The organism is Streptococcus mitis SK575 (genome assembly GCF_000257865.1).
Classification (GTDB): Bacteria; Bacillota; Bacilli; order Lactobacillales; family Streptococcaceae; genus Streptococcus; species Streptococcus mitis_CQ.
The window spans coordinates 24,418-42,573 of sequence record NZ_AICU01000007.1; the positions used below are offsets into that span (position 1 = coordinate 24,418).

Here is an 18,156-nt window from a genome sequence, read left to right on the forward strand (position 1 = left end):
GTTTAATAAAGGAGAAAAGATGGTTTTAGAAAAGCAGTTGGGCAATGGTTGTACCTGGATAGACCTTGATGTGGATAAGATTAAAAATATGGAAGATCTTTCTGACATCTATGGATTGGACAAGGAAACCATTGAGTATGCTCTGGATAGAAATGAACGAGCTCATATGGATTATAACCGTGAAACGGAGACGGTAACCTTTATTTATAATGTTCTTGATTTAGAAAAAGACAAAGAATATTATGAAGCGATTCCGATGACCTTTATCGTCGAAAGACAACGAATGATTACCATCAGCAACCATAAGAATGCTTATGTCATTGATCAGATGTCAGCTTATCTGGATAGCCATGAGTCGCTTTCTATTTACAAGTTTCTCTTTGCTGGTTTAGAGATTATCAGTAACGCTTATTATCCTGTCATTGAAGAGATGGATAAAAGTAAGGACGAAATTAGTGCCTTGCTACGTCAAACTACAACAAAGAAAAATCTCTTCGCCCTCTCTGACTTGGAGACAGGTATGGTTTACTTGACAGCAGCAGCAAAACAAAATCGACTCCTCTTGGAACATATCCAGGGCCATGCTCTTTATCGGAGATTTAATGATGTCGAACGAGAGCAGTTTGATGATGCCATGATTGAAGCCCATCAGTTGGTGTCTATGACAGACTTGATTTCTCAAGTCTTGCAACAACTCTCAGCTTCTTACAACAACATCCTAAACAATAACTTGAATGATAGTTTGTCAATTTTGACTATTATCTCCGTCTTACTAGCAGTACTTGCGGTTATTACAGGTTTCTTCGGAATGAATGTTCCTCTACCATTTACAGAAGAGCCAAATGCTTGGATTTATATCTTAATGGCTAGCTTGATTTTATGGGCAGCCTTATCTCAATGGATGAAGAAAATTACTAGAAATTAAAAAGAAAAGGAGCCAGAATGGCGATTGAAAACTACATGCCAGATTTTGCTGTGGAAGCAGTTTATGATCTGACAGTTCCAAGCCTGCAGGCGCAGGGAATCAAGGCTGTTTTGGTCGATTTGGACAATACCCTCATTGCTTGGAACAACCCTGACGGGACGCCAGAGATGAAGCAATGGCTACATGATCTTCAGGATGCGGGCATTGCTATTATCGTAGTCTCAAATAATACCAAAAAACGAGTTCAACGCGCAGTTGAGAAATTTGGGATTGATTACGTTTATTGGGCCTTGAAGCCCTTCACATTTGGGATTGACCGTGCCATGAAGGAATTCCACTATGAGAAAAGTGAAGTGGTCATGGTAGGCGATCAGCTCATGACAGATATACGAGCAGCCCACCGTGCAGGCATTCGCTCAATCTTGGTTAAGCCCTTAGTCCAACATGATTCGATCAAAACGCAGATTAACCGAGCTCGTGAGCGCCGTGTCATGCGAAAAATCACTGAAAAGTACGGACCGATTATATATAAAAAAGGAATTTAACTATGGAAGAAATTCTCTGTATTGGTTGTGGAGCAACCATTCAGACGACAGATAAGGCTGGTCTTGGTTTTACCCCCCAGTCGGCACTTGAAAAAGGTTTGGAAACTGGCGAAGTCTATTGTCAACGCTGTTTCCGTCTCCGTCACTATAATGAGATCACGGATGTCCAGTTGACAGACGATGATTTCCTCAAGCTCTTACACGAGGTGGGAGACAGTGATGCCTTAGTGGTCAATGTCATTGATATCTTTGATTTTAATGGTTCTGTTATCCCAGGCTTGCCACGTTTTGTCTCGGGCAATGATGTCCTCTTGGTGGGAAATAAAAAAGATATCTTGCCCAAGTCTGTTAAACCAGGCAAGATTAGCCAGTGGCTGATGGAGCGTGCCCACGAAGAAGGTCTTCGTCCAGTTGATGTCGTCCTAACTTCGGCACAAAACAAACATGCCATCAAGGAAGTCATTGACAAGATTGAACACTACCGTAAGGGCCGTGATGTCTATGTGGTTGGGGTGACCAACGTTGGAAAATCAACCCTTATCAATGCCATTATACAAGAAATCACAGGTGATCAGAATGTCATCACGACTTCACGCTTCCCAGGGACAACCTTGGATAAGATTGAGATTCCGCTTGATGACGGATCTTATATCTACGATACGCCGGGAATTATCCACCGTCACCAGATGGCCCACTACTTGACGGCTAAAAACCTCAAGTATGTCAGCCCCAAAAAGGAAATCAAGCCTAAAACCTATCAGCTTAATCCTGAACAAACCCTGTTTTTAGGAGGTCTCGGACGCTTTGACTTCATTGCAGGTGAAAAGCAAGGTTTCACTGCCTTCTTTGACAATGAACTCAAACTCCACCGTACCAAGCTTGAAGGCGCTAGTGCCTTTTACGATAAGCACGTCGGAACTCTTCTGACACCACCAAATAGTAAGGAAAAAGAAGATTTTCCAAAATTAGTCCAGCATGTCTTTAATATTAAGGAAAAGACAGACCTAGTCATCTCTGGACTCGGCTGGATCCGTGTAACAGGCACAGCAAAAGTCGCAGTCTGGGCACCAGAAGGAGTCGCCGTCGTCACACGAAAAGCAATTATTTAAACACAGAAAGGAAAGAGTTGTCTAAATTCGGGCGAGCCTTGCGAGCCCATAACGAATACTTTTCGCTGTGGTGTCAGTTGGTACAAGTGATTGTACCAACTGCGGAAAATTTGAGACCTTAGGCTCAAATTTTAGTCATGAAAGTCCGAAGGACTTTGCTGACGTCCGCCACCACTTTAGAAAAGTATAAAGAGAAACTCTTTTAAGAAATTATGTCATTAACATCAAAACAACGTGCCTTCCTCAACAGCCAGGCACACACCCTCAAACCTATCATCCAAATCGGGAAAAATGGACTCAACGACCAAATCAAAACCAGCGTCCGTCAAGCTCTTGACGCCCGCGAATTGATTAAAGTAACGCTCTTACAAAATACAGATGAAAATATCCACGAAGTAGCTGAAATCTTGGAGGAAGAAATCGGTGTGGATACAGTCCAAAAAATCGGACGAATCTTGATTTTGTTTAAACAATCTAGCAAGAAAGAAAATCGCAAGATTTCTAAAAAAATCAAAGAAATCTAAAAACGATACTCCAAATAACTGTTTTTACAGAGAAATAAAGGAGACTAGCCTATGGCAATCGAATTATTGACTCCCTTTACCAAGGTAGAGTTGGAGCCAGAAATCAAGGAGAAAAAACGCAAACAAGTCGGGATTTTAGGGGGGAATTTTAACCCTGTTCACAATGCTCATCTCATTGTTGCGGACCAAGTACGGCAACAGTTGGGACTAGATCAAGTTCTGCTTATGCCTGAATACCAACCTCCTCATGTAGATAAAAAGGAAACAATCCCTGAACACCATCGTCTCAAGATGCTTGAGTTGGCGATTGAGGGGATTGAAGGTCTGAATATTGAAACTATTGAGTTGGAGCGCAAGGGCATTTCCTATACCTACGACACCATGAAGATTTTAACAGAGAAGAATCCAGATACGGATTATTACTTTATCATCGGTGCCGATATGGTGGACTATCTGCCTAAGTGGTACCGAATTGATGAACTGGTTGATATGGTTCAGTTTGTGGGAGTTCAGCGCCCACGCTACAAGGCAGGGACTTCCTATCCAGTTATCTGGGTGGATGTGCCTCTCATGGATATCTCGTCCAGCATGGTGCGTGACTTCCTTGCCCAAGGTCGGAAACCCAACTTTCTCCTACCTCAGCCTGTGCTAGACTACATCGAGAAGGAGGGGCTCTACTGATGGCCTATCAAGACTATATCAACTGCTCTCGTGAGGCTTTGTTGGAAAAAATGGCAGAGCTTCTGCCTGAAAAACGCTTAACCCATTGCTTGGGTGTGGAGCGTGCAGCCATAGAACTGGCTCAGCGATTTGGGGTAGATGTTGAGAAGGCGGGTTTAGCAGGCCTTCTTCATGACTATGCTAAGAAGTTGTCAGATCAGGAATTTCTAGACTTGATTGACCGTTACCAGCTAGACCCTGACCTCAAAAACTGGGGCAATAATGTTTGGCATGGCATGGTTGGTATCTACAAGATTCAAGAAGATTTGGATTTGCATGATCCAGAAATCCTGCGAGCTATTGAAATCCATACAGTCGGGGCTGGTCAGATGACCGACCTAGACAAAGTCATCTACGTTGCAGACTATATCGAGCATAATCGTGCCTTTCCTGGAGTGGATGTGGCGCGTGAGATTGCAAGTTTGTCACTTAATAAGGCAGTGGCCTACGAAACAGCTCGTACTGTGGAGCATCTAGCTCATCAGGAATTCCCCATCTATCCCCAAACCCTTGAAACCTATAACGCCTTTGTGCACTATTTGAAAGAGGACTAAATGAAAACGGCTTTTATAATCATTGATGTTCAGAATATTTTAGTGGAAACCGGTTTTCAGACAAATAGTCTATTGGACAAAATTTCTTATTTACAAAACCAGGCTAGAAGCAAGAATATCGAAATTATTTATGTTCAACATATTGAGAACGCTGAAGCTCAAACATCAGAAGATTGGCAGTTATCTGAGCTTTTAAGTCGAAAACCTAATGAAAAGGTCTTTCAGAAGAAGTATAACAGTATTTTCAAAGAAACTGGTTTAAAAGAATACTTGGATAAACAGGGGATTGACAAATTAGTTTTATGTGGTATGCAGACAGAATATTGTGTGGATACCTCTGTCAAGGTTGCTTTTGAATATGGCTATCAGCTTATTATTCCAGAAGGAACTTGCACAACGTTTGATGGGAAAGACATTCCAGCAGAAACGATAAATGAATTTTATGAGGGCATTTGGGAGGGGCGCTTTGCAGATGTCCTAGATTACAAACATATTTTCTAGAAAGAGGACTAAATGAACGAAAAAGAATTACTAGAACTAGTCGTGAAAGCGGCTGATGAGAAACGTGCGGAGGATATCCTCGCACTTGACGTACAAGAATTGACCAGCGTGACGGACTACTTTGTTATCACTAGCTCAATGAATAGCCGTCAGTTGGATGCTATCGCTGATAATATCCGTGAAAAAGTAGCCCAAGCAGGCTTTAAAGGTAGCCATGTCGAAGGTGATGCAGCTGGAGGTTGGGTCTTGCTGGACCTAGGCGCTGTCGTTGTGCATATCTTCTCAGAAGAAATGCGTGCCCACTATAACCTAGAAAAACTATGGCATGAGGCGAATTCAGTAGATATTTCAGAAGCTCTTGCTTAGAAGATGAACTCAGTTGTAGTCAACTGGGTTTTATTTGCTTATTTTAGAAAAAATTGATAGAAAGGTAAAGAGCGAGTGGTGTTTGCCATGGAGGCTCTTGGTATCATGATTATGGCAACTTATGAAACCTTTGCGGCGGTCTATGATGAAGTCATGGACGATAGTTTATACGATAAATGGACGGATTTTTCTCTGCGTCACTTGCCAAAAACTAAGGAGAGAAAGAAACTCTTGGAATTGGCTTGTGGGACAGGTATCCAGTCTGTTCGCTTTTCTCAAGCTGGTTTTGATGTGACTGGCCTGGACTTGAGTGCTGATATGTTGAAGATTGCCGAGAAGAGAGCTTCTTCAGCCAAACAAAAGATTGATTTTATGGAAGGCAATATGCTGGATTTGTCTAAGGTGGGTCAATATGATTTTGTCACCTGTTATTCGGACTCAATCTGCTACATGCAGGATGAGGTGGAAGTCGGGGACGTTTTTAAAGAAGTCTATAATGCTCTCAACGAAGATGGCATCTTCATCTTTGATGTGCATTCGACCTACCAGACAGACGAAGTTTTTCCAGGCTATTCCTACCATGAAAATGCAGAAGACTTCGCTATGCTTTGGGATACCTATGAGGATGCAGCACCTCACTCCATCGTCCATGAGCTGACTTTCTTTATCAAGGAGGCTGACGGCTCCTTTAGTCGCCACGATGAAGTGCATGAGGAGCGGACTTATGAGGTCCTGACCTATGATATTTTGCTGGAACAGGCTGGTTTCAAATCCTTCAAACTCTATGCCGACTTTGAGGACAAGGAGCCAACAGAAACTAGCACCCGTTGGTTTTTTGTCGCTCAGAAGTAGGAGATTACCATGACCATTACAGGTATTATCGCGGAGTTCAATCCTTTTCATAATGGGCATAAATACCTACTGGAGCAGGCTGAGGGACTGAAAATCGTTGCCATGTCTGGGAATTTCATGCAGAGAGGCGAGCCTGCAATTGTGGATAAGTGGACACGGGCCCAGATGGCGCTAGAAAATGGAGCGGATCTGGTGGTGGAATTGCCCTTTTTAGTCAGTGTTCAGGCGGCGGATTTTTTCGCCCAAGGGGCTGTGGATATCTTGGCGCGTTTGGGCATTGATACTCTAGCTTTTGGTACAGAGGAAGTTCTGGATTATCAAAAAACTGCTGATTTATACACAGAGCAAGGTGTTGAGATGGAGAAATTTGTGGAAAATCTGCCTGATTCTCTTTCCTATCCCCAGAAAACCCAAGCTATGTGGAAGGAATTTGCTGGTCTTGATTTTTCAGGCAATACGCCCAACCATGTTCTTGCTCTTGCATATGTCAAAGCAGTTGCTGGACGAAACATCAAGTTGCATCCGATTCAGCGTCAGGGTGCTGGTTACCATTCTGTGGACAAGGATGTGGACTTTGCCTCGGCGACAGCCCTTCGTCAGCACCAGAATGACCAAGATTTCTTAGAATGCTTTATGCCTTCTGTTGCCCTTTTTGAGCAGGCTAGTAAGGTGAGCTGGGATGACTATTTTCCCTTGCTCCGATACCAAATCTTGTCAAATCCAGAACTAACCACCATTTATCAGGTCAATCAAGAAATGGCAGTGCGCATCAAGGATGCCATCAAGACAGCCCAGTCTGTGGAAGAATTGGTAGAAGCGGTTGCGACCAAACGTTACACCAAGGCGCGTGTCAGACGCCTCTTGACCTATATCTTAGTACAGGCAAGAGAAAGTGATTTGCCAGAAGGGATTCATGTCCTTGGATTTACCGAAAAAGGCAGGCAGCATCTTAAGTCTCTGAAAGGGCAGGTCAATCTAGTCAGCCGAATTGGCAAAGAACCCTGGGATGCCATGACTCAAAAGGCAGACCAGATTTACCAACTAGGAAAGCCAAGTATAGAAGAGCAGAATTTTGGCAGAGTGCCGGTTAGAATAGAAAAGAACTAAGTCTACTGCAAAGTAGGCTTTTTGAGATTTTTTACGAATAAATAGATAGAAAAGAAAATCTTGTACAAGTTCCTGACAATTTCTTTCTTTTCGTGTATAATAGTGGAAAAGAGGTAAAATGAGGTATGGTTATGGAAGCAGTTCTTTACTCAACATTCCGAAATCATTTAAAAGACTACATGAAGAAGGTAAACGATGAGTTTGAACCTTTGACGGTGGTCAATAAAAATCCAGATGAGGACATTGTAGTCCTTTCAAAGAGTGAGTGGGATAGTATTCAAGAAACCCTGAGAATCGCTCAAAATAAGGAGTTATCAGACAAGGTTTTGCGAGGAATGACTCAAGTTCGTGCTGGAAGTACTCAGGTCCATGTTATTGAGGAGTAAGAAATGCTGCTCAAGTTTACAGAAGATGCCTGGGCAGATTATTGCTACTGGCAAACTCAGGATAAGAAAACCCTAAAAAGAATCAACATGCTAATCAAGGATATTCAACGCGATCCATTTACAGGAATAGGTAAGCCAGAACCACTCAAGTATGACTACCAAGGAGCCTGGTCACGTCGTATTGACGCAGAAAATCGCTTGATTTATATGATGGATGGAGATAGCGTGGCTTTCTTGTCTTTCAAAGATCATTACTAAGTCTACTGAAAGGTGGGCTTTTTTAAATTTTTACTGACGTTACGGATTCTCAGTAATAAAGATTATCCAAATAAATTCAGGGAGTTAAACTCCAAATTCACGCTAAATTCCCCAAAACATATTCTATTTTAGGTTTGTGAAAATCACTTTTTTATGGTAGAATGTAAAAGAATGTATGTCATTCGGAATAACAATAAAATGAGGTAAAAACATGGAAATTATGTCGCTTGCGATTGCTGTTTTTGCCGTCATCATTGGTTTAGTCATTGGATATGTCAGCATCTCAGCCAAGATGAAATCATCTCAGGAAGCTGCAGAGTTGATGCTTTTAAATGCTGAACAAGAAGCAACTAATTTACGTGGACAAGCTGAACGCGAAGCAGATTTACTTGTTAATGAAGCCAAACGTGAAAGCAAGTCTCTTAAAAAAGAAGCACTATTGGAGGCCAAAGAAGAAGCCAGAAAATACCGTGAAGAAGTGGACGCTGAATTCAAATCAGAACGTCAAGAACTCAAACAAATCGAAAGTCGTTTGACAGAGAGAGCTACTAGCCTTGACCGTAAGGACGACAATTTGACGAGTAAAGAACAAACACTTGAACAAAAAGAACAAAGTATTTCTGATAGAGCGAAAAACCTTGATGCGCGTGAAGAGCAATTAGAGGAAGTCGAAAGACAAAAAGAAGCAGAACTAGAGCGTATTGGTGCTCTGTCTCAGGCAGAAGCACGAGATATTATCTTGGCTCAGACAGAGGAAAACTTGACCAAGGAGATTGCTAGCCGTATTCGTGAAGCTGAGCAAGAGGTTAAGGAACGTTCTGACAAAATGGCCAAGGACATCTTGGTTCAAGCTATGCAACGTATCGCTGGTGAATATGTGGCGGAGTCAACGAACTCAACGGTTCACCTGCCAGACGATACTATGAAGGGACGCATTATTGGTCGTGAAGGTCGTAACATTCGTACCTTTGAAAGTTTGACAGGAGTCGATGTGATTATTGACGATACACCAGAAGTGGTGACCTTGTCAGGATTTGATCCGATTCGTCGTGAGATTGCACGTATGACTATGGAAATGTTGCTCAAAGATGGTCGTATCCACCCAGCTCGTATCGAAGAGTTGGTTGAGAAAAACCGTCAAGAGATTGACAATAAGATCCGTGAATACGGTGAGGCCGCTGCCTATGAGATTGGTGCGCCAAACCTTCATCCAGACTTGATGAAGATTATGGGACGTTTGCAGTTCCGTACCTCATATGGACAAAATGTCTTGCGTCATTCGATTGAGGTTGCTAAGTTGGCTGGCATCATGGCTAGCGAACTTGGTGAAAATGCGGCTCTTGCCCGTCGTGCTGGATTCCTTCACGATATCGGAAAAGCTATTGACCGCGAGGTTGAGGGTAGCCACGTTGAAATCGGTATGGAATTGGCTCGTAAGTATAAGGAACACCCAGTTGTGGTCAATACGATTGCTAGTCACCACGGTGATGTTGAAGCTGAAAGCGTGATTGCAGTGATCGTTGCTGCAGCAGATGCCTTGAGCGCAGCCCGTCCAGGAGCTCGTAGTGAGTCTCTTGAAAGCTACATCAAGCGTCTCCATGATTTGGAAGAAATTGCTAACGGCTTTGAAGGAGTACAAACTAGCTTTGCCCTTCAAGCAGGACGTGAAATCCGCATCATGGTAAATCCAGGACAAATCAAGGACGACAAAGTCACAATCTTAGCTCATAAAGTTCGTGAGAAAATTGAAAACAATCTCGATTACCCAGGAAATATCAAGGTAACCGTGATTCGTGAACTTCGTGCAGTAGATTATGCTAAATAAATAAGAAAGAGCAGTTGAAAAATTACTGCTTTTTTGTTACACTAGATAGAAAGACTGTACAGGATAATTTGGCTTTTTGCCATTATTCTAGAGAAATGTTATTTCACAGACTGACTAAAAGGAGACACAATGGCAGACCGAGGCTTACTAATCGTTTTTTCTGGTCCTTCAGGGGTTGGCAAAGGAACGGTTAGAAGAGAGATTTTTGAGAGTTCTGAAAACCAATTTCAATACTCTGTATCGATGACGACACGCGCACAACGTCCTGGAGAAGTGGACGGTGTTGACTATTTCTTCCGTACTCGTGAAGAGTTTGAAGAGCTGATTCGTCAAGGACAGATGTTGGAATACGCAGAATATGTCGGCAACTACTATGGAACGCCTCTGACCTATGTCAATGAAACCTTGGACAAGGGAATCGATGTTTTCCTTGAAATTGAGGTTCAGGGCGCTCTTCAGGTCAAGAAAAAGGTTCCAGATGCTGTCTTTATCTTCCTGACACCACCAGATTTGGATGAATTGCAAGATCGTTTGGTAGGACGTGGAACAGACAGTGCAGAAGTGATTGCCCAACGAATCGAAAAAGCCAAGGAAGAAATTGCCCTCATGCGTGAGTATGATTATGCGATTGTCAACGATCAGGTGCCCCTAGCTGCTGAGCGTGTCAAACGTGTGATCGAAGCAGAACACTTCCGTGTGGATCGTGTCATTGGTCACTATCAGGAGATGTTACCAAAATCTCCAACTACTCGATAAAATTTAGAAAACAGGTACAAGTAAATGATGTTAAAACCCTCTATTGATACCTTGCTCGACAAGGTTCCTTCAAAATATTCACTCGTAATCTTGGAAGCAAAACGTGCCCACGAATTGGAAGCAGGTGCGCCAGCAACTCAAGGTTTCAAGTCTGAAAAATCAACTCTTCGAGCTTTAGAAGAAATCGAATCAGGAAACGTTACAATTCACCCAGATCCAGAAGGAAAACGTGAAGCAGTGCGTCGCCGTATCGAAGAAGAAAAACGCCGCAAAGAAGAAGAAGAAAAGAAAATCAAAGAGCAAATCGCTAAAGAAAAAGAAGATGGTGAAAAAATTTAAGGTTGGGGGGACTCAATCTTATTTTTTCTATTGCAAGAATGTACTGATAAGGAGGAGGTGAGAAGATGGCCATAGCCAAGATTATCGTGGATGTGCCCTTGATGCAGACGGATCAGCCCTATAGTTACAGGATTCCTGAGGAATTTGAGGGAATGTTGGAAGTTGGGATGCGGGTTCATGTGCCTTTTGGTAAGGGCAATCGCCTGATTCAAGGGATTGTTCTTGGTTTGGAGTCCCAATCAGATGAAGAAGAGGTTAATCAAGATTTAAAAGATATTGCAGAGGTGCTGGATTTTTCTCCTGTTCTCACGCAAGAACAACTCTGGCTGGCTGAGGAGTTACGCAAATCTGTCTTCTCCTACAAAATCTCTATCCTCAAGGCTATGTTACCAGGATTTCTGAACTCCAGCTATGACAAGATTCTCTATCCTCTGGAAGGCCTGAGTCAGGAAGACCGAGAGCGCTTGTTTGGTTCAGAAGATTCGCTAGCCTTTTCTTCTCTGGATTTAGCTAAGCAAGCTGAAATGATGCGTTTGACTAGAAAAGGCCTGCTTGGTCTGGAATATCAGGCGATCGATCAAAAGAAGGTCAAGACCCAGTCCTGGTATAAGGTTGATCTTGCTCAATTAGAAGGTGTCGAGATTTCTGCACGTGCCAAGAAAAAATTGGAACTGAGAGACTATTTGCTGTCTCATCCTGAGAGTGCTTCCTTGGCTAGCTTGTTAGAGTCCTACTCGCGGGAGCAAGTCAACTTCTTTGTGGAACAAGGTGCTGTGACCATATTCCAAAAGGAAGTGCAACGCTCGGCTGCTTATTTTGAAGGAATTGAAGCAAGTCAGCCTTTGGAGTTGAATCCAGAGCAAAGACAGGCGCGAGATGCGGTTGTAAGTGCTATTGGCAGTTACCAGCCTCCCTTCCTCCTTCAAGGGATTACGGGAAGTGGAAAGACCGAGGTTTACTTGCAGATTATCCAAGGAGCCTTGGACAAGGGCAAGACAGCTATTTTGCTGGTTCCTGAGATTTCCCTGACTCCACAAATGACGGAGCGCTTTATCGCTCGTTTCGGAGAGAAAGTGGCAATTCTCCACTCAGGCCTGTCCAATGGTGAAAAGTATGATGAATGGCGTAAGGTGGAACGCGGCGATGCTCAAGTTGTTGTTGGTGCTAGATCGGCCATCTTTGCCCCCCTGAAAAATCTAGGTGTCATGATTATTGATGAGGAGCATGAAGCAACTTATAAGCAGGACAGCAATCCCCGTTACCATGCCAGAGAGGTGGCTATTTTACGGGCCCAGTATAATCAAGCGGCTCTGGTCCTCGGGTCCGCGACACCGAGCTTAGAAAGCCGTGCGAGGGCTGGAAAAGGCGTTTATCAACACTTACGTCTGACCCAACGTGCCAATCCTTTGGCTAGGATCCCTGAGGTTCAAGTGATTGATTTTCGGGACTATATCGGACAAAATGAGACGTCAAACTTTACGCCCCCTTTGCTAGAAGCGATTCAAGACCGTCTGGATAAAAAAGAGCAGGTGGTTCTCATGCTCAATCGCCGTGGTTATTCTAGCTTTGTTATGTGTCGGGAGTGTGGAACGGTGGATACTTGTCCCAACTGTGACATTTCTCTGACCTTGCACATGGATACCAAGACCATGAACTGCCATTATTGTGGTTTTTCAAAGGACATTCCTCAGGTTTGTCCTAACTGTAAGAGCCGCAGCATTCGCTACTACGGGACGGGAACTCAGAAGGCTTATGACGAGCTGGCAGAGCTTTTTCCTCAGGCACGTATTCTACGGATGGATGTGGATACGACCCGTAAGAAAGGCAGTCATCAAGCTTTACTTGACCAGTTTGGACGAGGAGAGGCGGATATCTTGCTTGGCACTCAGATGATTGCCAAGGGTTTGGATTTTCCCAATGTGACCCTAGTAGGAGTTCTTAATGCGGATACGGCCTTGAATTTGCCTGATTTCCGTTCTTCTGAGAGAACCTTCCAGCTCTTGACTCAGGTGGCAGGTCGGGCAGGTCGGGCTGAAAAAGCTGGTCAGGTCTTGATCCAGTCCTACAATCCGCAACACTATGCTATTCGATTTGCCAAGGATCAGGATTACGAAGGTTTTTATGCCTATGAAATGGGAATTAGACGACAACTTGGCTATCCACCTTACTATTTCACCATTGGCATTACCCTTTCTCACAAGAAAGAAGAAGAGGTGGTCAAACGTGCCTATGAAGTTATGAATATTTTGCGGTCAGGTTTGTCTGAAACCAGTCACATTCTCGGGCCGACGCAAAAACCGATTGCTCGTACCCACAACCTCTATCATTACCAGATTTTAATTAAATACCGTTTAGAAGATGAGCTGGGGCCGACCCTCAATCAGGTTCTGGCCTTGACTCAAGAACGGGAAAATAGTGAGCTCCGTCTTAGCATTGACCATGAGCCACAGCAATTTTTATAAGAAGGAGAAGATATGACAAAACTAATCTTTATGGGGACACCCGACTTTTCAGCAACAGTCTTAAAAGGACTTTTGACAGATGACCGTTACGAAATTCTAGCCGTTGTAACCCAGCCAGACCGTGCTGTTGGTCGTAAAAAAGTTATCCAAGAAACACCAGTCAAGCAGGCTGCCAAGGAAGCAGGTCTTCCTATCTACCAACCTGAAAAATTATCTGGAAGTCCAGAGATGGAAGCGATTATGAATTTGGGAGCGACTGGGATTATCACTGCTGCATTTGGGCAGTTTCTCCCAAGTAAACTCCTTGATAGCATGGACTTTGCGGTCAATGTTCACGCCTCCCTCCTTCCTAAACACCGTGGTGGTGCGCCTATCCATTATGCCTTGATTCAAGGGGATGAGGAAGCTGGTGTGACCATTATGGAAATGGTTAAGGAAATGGATGCAGGGGATATGATTTCTCGTCGCAGTATTCCGATCACAGATGAGGACAATGTTGGCACCTTGTTTGAGAAATTAGCTCTTGTTGGTCGTAATTTGCTCTTGGACACTTTGCCTGCCTACATTGCTGGGGAAATCAAACCTGAACCGCAGGATCCAAGTCAGGTCACTTTCTCGCCAAATATCAAGCCAGAAGAAGAAAAACTGGACTGGAATAAAAGCAATCGTCAACTTTTCAACCAAATCCGTGGCATGAACCCCTGGCCTGTTGCCCATACTTTCCTTAAGGGCGACCGCTTTAAGATTTATGAAGCTCTAGCTGTAGAAGGTCAGGGAAATCCAGGTGAGATCCTCTCTATTGGCAAGAAAGAATTGATTGTTGCAACGGCAGAAGGAGCTTTATCTCTCAAACAAGTGCAGCCAGCGGGTAAACCTAAGATGGACATTGCTTCCTTCCTCAACGGAGTTGGACGTACATTGACTGTAGGAGAACGATTTGGTGACTAAAGTAGAAACGGCTAGAAGTATAGCCCTAGCGGTATTAGAGGATGTTTTTGTCAATCAAGCATACTCAAACATCGCTTTAAATAAACACCTCAAGGGGAGTCAACTCTCTGCAGCAGACAAGGGCTTGGTAACAGAGATTGTCTATGGAACTGTAGCCCGTAAACTGACTCTGGAATGGTACCTATCCCACTTTATAGAAGACAGAGACCAGTTAGACAGTTGGCTTTATGTCCTTCTTCTCATGAGTGCCTACCAGCTCCGCTATCTGGATAAGATTCCAGACCATGCTGTGGTCAATGAAGCAGTGGAATTGGCCAAAGTCCGTAAAAAGGGCAGTGAAAAATTAGTCAACGCTGTCCTTCGCCGTATCCTGCGTGAAGGTTGGCCAGATATTGACAACATCAAACGAAAGAACAAGCGTGATTCCATTGCCTATTCCCTTCCGGTTTGGCTAGTTGCCAGGCTCAAGGAAGAATACGGAGAGGAGCGAGCGCAAGCTATTTTTGAAAGCCTTTTGGTGCGTAACAAGGCCAGTATTCGTGTAACAGACATAGACCGAAAAGAGGAAATCCAAGCCTTGTTGGAGGCCAGTGATTCGTCCTTGTCTCCTTCTGGTCTGGTTAAGGAGCAAGGGCATTTTGCAGGCCATGATTTGTTTGCGGATGGAGCCATTACCATCCAAGACGAGTCCAGCCAGCTAGTTGCTCCAACGCTTGATTTACAAGGTGATGAGCAGGTTCTAGATGCCTGTGCGGCTCCGGGTGGAAAAACAGCCCATATAGCTTCTTATCTCACGATCGGTCAGGTTACTGCTCTGGACTTGTACGATCACAAGTTGGACTTAATCCAAGAAAATGCTCAACGTTTGGGAGTTGCAGATCGGGTTCAAACGCAAAAATTGGATGCCAGAAAGGTGCATGAGTTTTTTGGTCAGGATTCTTTTGATAAGATTTTGGTGGATGCTCCCTGTTCAGGAATCGGTCTTCTGCGACGAAAACCAGACATCAAATACAATAAAGAAACGGCAGATTTCGCGTCCTTACAGGAAATTCAGCTAGAAATATTAGGTAGTGTTTGTCAAACACTACGCAAAGGTGGTATAATAACTTATAGTACCTGTACTATTGTCTCAGAGGAGAATTTTCAAGTCGTTGAAGGGTTTTTAGAAAGTCATCCCGAGTTCGAGCAGGTAAAACTAGAACATGAATGTAAGGATATCATGAAAGACGGCTGTATCCTCATTACACCTGAATTGTATGGAAGTGATGGATTCTTTATCAGTCAATTTCGCAAGATATCGGATTAGGAAGGAACTGACACATGGAAATTTCATTATTAACAGATGTTGGTCAGAAACGAACAAATAATCAAGACTATGTCAACCACTATGTCAATAGAGCTGGGCGTACCATGATTATTTTAGCTGATGGGATGGGAGGTCATCGCGCAGGGAATATCGCTAGTGAAATGGCGGTAACAGACCTAGGTATAGCTTGGGTTGATACCCAGATCGATACAGTCAATGAAGTGCGTGAATGGTTCGCCAATTACCTAGAAATTGAAAATCAAAAGATTCATCAACTTGGACAAGATGATGCCTATAAAGGAATGGGAACAACTCTAGAAGCTGTTGCTATTATTGGCAATCAGGTTATCTATGCTCATATTGGAGATTCTCGTATCGGTTTGATTCGTGGAGAAGAGTACCACCAGTTGACGAGCGACCATTCTTTGGTCAATGAATTACTCAAGGCAGGTCAATTGACGCCAGAAGAAGCAGCTAGCCATCCACAGAAAAATATTATTACCCAGTCAATCGGTCAAAAAGATGAAGTTCAACCTGATTTTGGAATGATTACCCTTGAGTCAGGAGACTATCTCTTGCTCAATAGTGACGGCTTGACCAACATGATTTCAGGCAGTGAGATTTGTGATATTGTAACCAGTGATATTCCTTTGGCAGATAAAACAGCGACGCTTGTGCGTTTTGCTAACAATGCAGGAGGTTTAGACAACATTACGGTTGCCCTTGTTTCTATGAACGAGGAGGATGCAGAATGATCCAAATCGGCAAGATTTTTGCCGGACGCTATCGGATTGTGAAACAGATTGGCCGAGGAGGAATGGCAGATGTCTATTTGGCCAAGGATTTAATTCTAGACGGAGAAGAAGTGGCAGTGAAGGTCCTGAGGACCAACTACCAGACGGACCCGATAGCTGTAGCTCGTTTTCAGCGTGAAGCGAGAGCTATGGCAGATCTAGACCATCCTCATATCGTTCGGATAACAGATATTGGTGAGGAAGACGGTCAACAGTATCTTGCAATGGAGTATGTTGCCGGACTAGACCTCAAACGCTATATCAAGGAACACTATCCTCTTTCTAATGAAGAAGCCGTCCGTATCATGGGACAAATCCTCCTAGCCATGCGTTTGGCCCATACCAGAGGAATTGTCCATAGGGACTTGAAACCTCAAAATATCCTTTTGACACCAGATGGGACTGCCAAGGTCACAGACTTTGGGATTGCTGTCGCTTTTGCTGAGACGAGTCTGACCCAGACTAACTCTATGCTGGGTTCAGTTCATTACTTGTCACCAGAGCAGGCGCGTGGTTCTAAGGCGACTGTACAGAGTGATATCTATGCCATGGGGATTATTTTCTATGAGATGCTGACAGGTCATATCCCTTATGACGGGGATAGTGCGGTGACCATCGCCCTTCAGCATTTCCAGAAACCACTACCGTCAGTTATTGATGAGAATCCATCTGTGCCTCAGGCTTTGGAGAATGTTGTCATCAAGGCAACTGCCAAGAAATTGACAGATCGTTATCAGTCGGTTGCAGAGATGTATGTGGACTTGTCTAGTAGCTTGTCTTACAATCGTCGTAATGAACCTAAACTGGTATTTAATGATACTACTAAGGCGGACACCAAGACACTACCGAAGGTATCCCAGAGTACCTTGACTTCGATTCCTAAGGTGCAAACACAAAGTCCGAAGCCACAGACTGCGAAACCTAGTCAGCAGGTTTCAGAAGACAATTACGCAAGCAAGCCTGTTAAGAAACGGAAATTTAGAGTTCGTTATATGATTTTGTTGGCCAGCATTGTATTGGTAGCAGCCTCTCTGATTTGGATATTATCCAGAACTCCTGCAACCATTGCCATTCCAGATGTGGCAGGCCAGACAGTTGCGGAAGCCAAGGAAACGCTCAAGAAAGCCAATTTTGAGATTGGCGAGGAGAAATCAGAGGCTAGTGAAAAGGTGGAAGAAGGGCGGATTATCCGTACAGATCCTGAAGCTGGAAAGACTCGAAAAGAAGGTTCGAAAATCAATTTGGTTGTCTCATCAGGCAAGCAATCTTTCCAATTGAGTAACTATATCGGCCGTAAATCGACAGATGTTATCGCAGAACTCAAGCAGAAGAAGGTTCCTGAAAATCTCATCAAGATTGAGGAAGAAGAATCAAGTGAGAGTGAAGCAGGAACCGTTCTCAGACAGAGTCCAGCTGCCGGAACAACCTATGATTTGAGCAAGGCCTCAACAATTACCTTAACCGTTGCTAAGAAAGTAACCAGCGTTGCTATGCCAAGTTATATAGGATCTAGTCTTGAATTTACTAAAAATAATCTCGTTCAAATTGTCGGTATTAAAGAAGCCAATATTGAAGTTGTAGAAGTGTCGACAGCTCCTGATGGAACTGCTGAGGGGACTGTTGTAGAGCAAAGTCCAAAAGCAGGCGAAAAGGTTGATTTGACTAAGACTCGTGTCAAGATTTCAATCTACAAACCAAAAACACCACCGTCAACGTCATCATCAGCACCAGCCCAACGTGGAAACCAAGGTTCTACTACGACACCAAGTCAGGGGAACCAACAAGGAAATCAACGAGGGAATGCACCTGCTACTACTCCATCAAGTAGTGAAGGCAACCACGAAAATTCTCGTGATTAAACGAATCTTTGTCATGATTT

General features: G+C 43.7%; 20 protein-coding genes. All 20 read left to right on the forward strand.

Annotated elements, in window-relative coordinates:
- Nucleotides 1-19: 19 nt before the first annotated feature.
- The 20 genes from HMPREF1048_RS03135 (at nucleotide 20) to pknB (ending at nucleotide 18,136) form a co-directional block, all read left to right on the forward strand.
- A complete protein-coding gene (locus HMPREF1048_RS03135) occupies nucleotides 20-925 on the forward strand; it encodes a magnesium transporter CorA family protein (protein ID WP_000242266.1) in 906 nt (301 codons plus the stop codon).
- A 17-nt stretch (nucleotides 926-942) separates the two neighbouring features.
- Nucleotides 943-1,470 carry a YqeG family HAD IIIA-type phosphatase gene (locus HMPREF1048_RS03140; protein WP_000963738.1) on the forward strand — a complete coding sequence of 176 codons (528 nt, stop codon included), beginning with the start codon at nucleotides 943-945 and terminating at the stop codon, nucleotides 1,468-1,470.
- 2 nt (nucleotides 1,471-1,472) lie between these two features.
- On the forward strand, nucleotides 1,473-2,579 hold the full coding sequence (gene yqeH / locus HMPREF1048_RS03145; protein WP_000391185.1) for a ribosome biogenesis GTPase YqeH: 1,107 nt from the start codon (nucleotides 1,473-1,475) through the stop codon (nucleotides 2,577-2,579).
- Nucleotides 2,580-2,791: 212 nt separating this feature from the next.
- Nucleotides 2,792-3,103, forward strand: coding sequence for a ribosome assembly RNA-binding protein YhbY (gene yhbY / locus HMPREF1048_RS03150; protein ID WP_000060168.1), 312 nt, complete (start codon nucleotides 2,792-2,794; stop codon nucleotides 3,101-3,103).
- 51 nt (nucleotides 3,104-3,154) lie between these two features.
- Nucleotides 3,155-3,784 carry a nicotinate-nucleotide adenylyltransferase gene (locus HMPREF1048_RS03155; RefSeq protein ID WP_000963709.1) on the forward strand — a complete coding sequence of 210 codons (630 nt, stop codon included), beginning with the start codon at nucleotides 3,155-3,157 and terminating at the stop codon, nucleotides 3,782-3,784.
- Nucleotides 3,784-4,377 (forward strand): bis(5'-nucleosyl)-tetraphosphatase (symmetrical) YqeK, encoded by a 594-nt coding sequence (yqeK, locus tag HMPREF1048_RS03160; RefSeq protein ID WP_000331229.1) that lies wholly within the window; start codon nucleotides 3,784-3,786, stop codon nucleotides 4,375-4,377. The genes HMPREF1048_RS03155 and yqeK overlap by 1 nt, the downstream gene beginning before the upstream one ends.
- The gene (locus HMPREF1048_RS03165) at nucleotides 4,378-4,878 is read left to right on the forward strand and encodes a cysteine hydrolase family protein (RefSeq protein ID WP_000844698.1); all 501 of its coding nucleotides are present in this window, start codon (nucleotides 4,378-4,380) and stop codon (nucleotides 4,876-4,878) included.
- A gap of 12 nt (nucleotides 4,879-4,890) precedes the next feature.
- Entirely contained in the window at nucleotides 4,891-5,244 is a 354-nt protein-coding gene (rsfS, locus tag HMPREF1048_RS03170; RefSeq protein WP_001003029.1) for a ribosome silencing factor, read from the forward strand.
- 111 nt (nucleotides 5,245-5,355) lie between these two features.
- Nucleotides 5,356-6,096 carry a class I SAM-dependent DNA methyltransferase gene (locus HMPREF1048_RS03175; protein WP_025171899.1) on the forward strand — a complete coding sequence of 247 codons (741 nt, stop codon included), beginning with the start codon at nucleotides 5,356-5,358 and terminating at the stop codon, nucleotides 6,094-6,096.
- Between the two features lie 9 nt (nucleotides 6,097-6,105).
- Entirely contained in the window at nucleotides 6,106-7,203 is a 1,098-nt protein-coding gene (locus HMPREF1048_RS03180) for a nucleotidyltransferase (RefSeq protein ID WP_000156370.1), read from the forward strand.
- 131 nt (nucleotides 7,204-7,334) lie between these two features.
- Nucleotides 7,335-7,589 (forward strand): type II toxin-antitoxin system Phd/YefM family antitoxin, encoded by a 255-nt coding sequence (locus HMPREF1048_RS03185; RefSeq protein ID WP_000388574.1) that lies wholly within the window; start codon nucleotides 7,335-7,337, stop codon nucleotides 7,587-7,589.
- Between the two features lie 3 nt (nucleotides 7,590-7,592).
- On the forward strand, nucleotides 7,593-7,847 hold the full coding sequence (locus HMPREF1048_RS03190) for a Txe/YoeB family addiction module toxin (protein WP_000924733.1): 255 nt from the start codon (nucleotides 7,593-7,595) through the stop codon (nucleotides 7,845-7,847).
- A 211-nt stretch (nucleotides 7,848-8,058) separates the two neighbouring features.
- Nucleotides 8,059-9,672 carry a ribonuclease Y gene (locus HMPREF1048_RS03195; protein WP_000404936.1) on the forward strand — a complete coding sequence of 538 codons (1,614 nt, stop codon included), beginning with the start codon at nucleotides 8,059-8,061 and terminating at the stop codon, nucleotides 9,670-9,672.
- Between the two features lie 129 nt (nucleotides 9,673-9,801).
- Nucleotides 9,802-10,428, forward strand: coding sequence for a guanylate kinase (gene gmk / locus HMPREF1048_RS03200; protein WP_000775041.1), 627 nt, complete (start codon nucleotides 9,802-9,804; stop codon nucleotides 10,426-10,428).
- A 24-nt stretch (nucleotides 10,429-10,452) separates the two neighbouring features.
- Complete coding sequence (gene rpoZ, locus HMPREF1048_RS03205) at nucleotides 10,453-10,767, forward strand: DNA-directed RNA polymerase subunit omega (RefSeq protein ID WP_000979235.1); 315 nt, start codon at nucleotides 10,453-10,455, stop codon at nucleotides 10,765-10,767.
- A gap of 65 nt (nucleotides 10,768-10,832) precedes the next feature.
- A complete protein-coding gene (locus tag HMPREF1048_RS03210; RefSeq protein ID WP_000951911.1) occupies nucleotides 10,833-13,229 on the forward strand; it encodes a primosomal protein N' in 2,397 nt (798 codons plus the stop codon).
- Nucleotides 13,230-13,241: 12 nt separating this feature from the next.
- The gene (gene fmt, locus HMPREF1048_RS03215; RefSeq protein WP_000163675.1) at nucleotides 13,242-14,177 is read left to right on the forward strand and encodes a methionyl-tRNA formyltransferase; all 936 of its coding nucleotides are present in this window, start codon (nucleotides 13,242-13,244) and stop codon (nucleotides 14,175-14,177) included.
- On the forward strand, nucleotides 14,170-15,483 hold the full coding sequence (gene rsmB / locus HMPREF1048_RS03220) for a 16S rRNA (cytosine(967)-C(5))-methyltransferase RsmB (RefSeq protein WP_004248235.1): 1,314 nt from the start codon (nucleotides 14,170-14,172) through the stop codon (nucleotides 15,481-15,483). The genes fmt and rsmB overlap by 8 nt, the downstream gene beginning before the upstream one ends.
- 14 nt (nucleotides 15,484-15,497) lie before the next feature.
- A complete protein-coding gene (locus HMPREF1048_RS03225; protein WP_000406243.1) occupies nucleotides 15,498-16,238 on the forward strand; it encodes a Stp1/IreP family PP2C-type Ser/Thr phosphatase in 741 nt (246 codons plus the stop codon).
- Nucleotides 16,235-18,136 (forward strand): Stk1 family PASTA domain-containing Ser/Thr kinase, encoded by a 1,902-nt coding sequence (gene pknB / locus HMPREF1048_RS03230; protein WP_000614550.1) that lies wholly within the window; start codon nucleotides 16,235-16,237, stop codon nucleotides 18,134-18,136. The genes HMPREF1048_RS03225 and pknB overlap by 4 nt, the downstream gene beginning before the upstream one ends.
- Nucleotides 18,137-18,156 lie beyond the last annotated feature (20 nt).